At 53.7% G+C, this 1,762-nt stretch carries 2 protein-coding genes; both read right to left on the bottom strand.

What is annotated here, in order from left to right:
• The coding region (gene mltA / locus LD28_RS0120470) for a murein transglycosylase A (RefSeq protein ID WP_033138743.1) at positions 1-912 on the bottom strand (912 nt) is incomplete at its 3' end.
• A gap of 286 nt (positions 913-1,198) precedes the next feature.
• A partial coding sequence (locus LD28_RS0120465) for a DHHA2 domain-containing protein (RefSeq protein ID WP_033138742.1) occupies positions 1,199-1,762 on the bottom strand: 564 nt, incomplete at its 5' end.

Here is a 1,762-nt window from a genome sequence, read left to right as displayed (position 1 = left end):
CGGCAGCAGGGTCTTGTCGGCAGCAACGGCCGCCAGCGGCAGCAGCGGGATACCGGCGGCGCCGATCACATCATTGGTGGGTCGACGCTCGAAGAAGACATAGGAGGGATTCTGCTCCACCAGCTCCTTGACGCTCTCCTCCGGTTGACGGTTGGCCCACTCCTTGATGGCCTTCATCGACATCTGCTCTTTGGGCACTTCGCCGCGATCGATCAGTACCCGGCCGATACTCACGTAACCGTGGCCGTTCTTGCCGCTGTAACCCAGATATTGCAGCCGATCGTCATCGCCATAATGGACAAAGCCGGAGCCCTGCACATCCATCAGGAAGTTGTCGATAAGGGATTTGCTGTAACCCAACTCCAGCCCACGGTTGGCAAGGGCCCCCTGATGGATCTGGGCCCGGGTCGGACAACGGCCACCACATTTGGGCATGGCATAAATGGGATATTTGTACTTGGCATCCGGGCGGTGACGCACCTCCAGCACCGGCGAGTAGTAACCGGTAAAGAGCACGTTACCCATCCGATCAGCGCCGCCCAGCTGGGCCAGGCTGATGCCGTAACGGGTGATGTCGGCAGGATTGCCGCCATTGGCAACCCAACGGGAGAGCTGGTGATAGAGCTCGCCATAACGGCGGGTCATCTTGCCGGAGCGCTGCAATACCAGTCGGCTTTGCGGGCCAAACTTGCTGTAGTCGGCACGCGCACGGCTATTGACCCGCTCCACCCTCACCAGATCCTCTGGCAGGGGCCCGTCCAGATACTGCTTGCCCAGATTCTCCGGCACCACGCAGTTAAGAAAACATCTGTTGTCGGTCTGTTTTTTGGGCACATCTGCTTTATCAGAAGTGCCCGCACAACCGGCCAGCCCCAGCACTGCGGCAGTCAGCCAGTACGCGTGTTTGTTCATAATGCCTCGAGTGAAAACAGTAACACATTGATTATGTGTAGTATTTTGTAGAAACTCAGTTTGAAACCAGACATGAAACCTACTGCAAACGCTACCCGCGATGCCATTATTCCCAAAGGCCCCAGGCAACGGCGGTATCATACAAAAACAAAGGGCCTTTTGGCCCTTTAATTTTAAAAAAATCAACGAGGTACTAACTTGGCTATGCAAGACAGCAAGCGTATCGTTGCCCACCATTCGCGGTCTTATTCATCATCGTGAACCTGCAAGCGCCATGCACCACGCCCTATTCAAATGCTTTCTGTAAAGCCGGAACAATCTGACTTTTGCGGCTCATGACCCCTGGCATCCATACCGAGTTACCCTGGGCCTGTAACCCCCACGCTTTTTGTACGATCAACGGTTCATCCGAAACAAATAATAAGTCCGTTGCCTCTTGGCTAACGTCAGTCAACATCAGGAATACGCTGTGATACCCATTACGTTTTAACTCTTGCATCTCTTTCAACAACGCTTCCCTAATCGGTTTAACCTGCATCAGGCTCTTCAATTCGATCTGGGAAATCGCCACTTTACGACCATGCATATCGAACGTTTTCAGGTCACTGCTGAGCAACATCGCCGGAGAAATTCCTCGAATATCAGACTTGGCCTCCAACATCTCCCGCCCCATACGATCAATGTCTGTCACGCCTGCAATTTTGGCGAGTCTGGCTGCTGTCTCCTTATCATGAACAGTAGTGGTTGCAGATTTAAAACGAACGGTATCAGAAAGGATGGTTGCGAGTAAGCAGCCCGCTACATGTGCAGGGATCTCGACCCCTGCCGCATCATACATCCGGGTCACTAC

Origin of the sequence: Aeromonas finlandensis, assembly GCF_000764645.1 — a bacterium.
GTDB lineage: Bacteria > Pseudomonadota > Gammaproteobacteria > Enterobacterales > Aeromonadaceae > Aeromonas > Aeromonas finlandensis.
The sequence above is the reverse complement of the archived record's forward strand: the minus strand, read 5'-3'. Positions and strand labels throughout refer to the sequence as shown.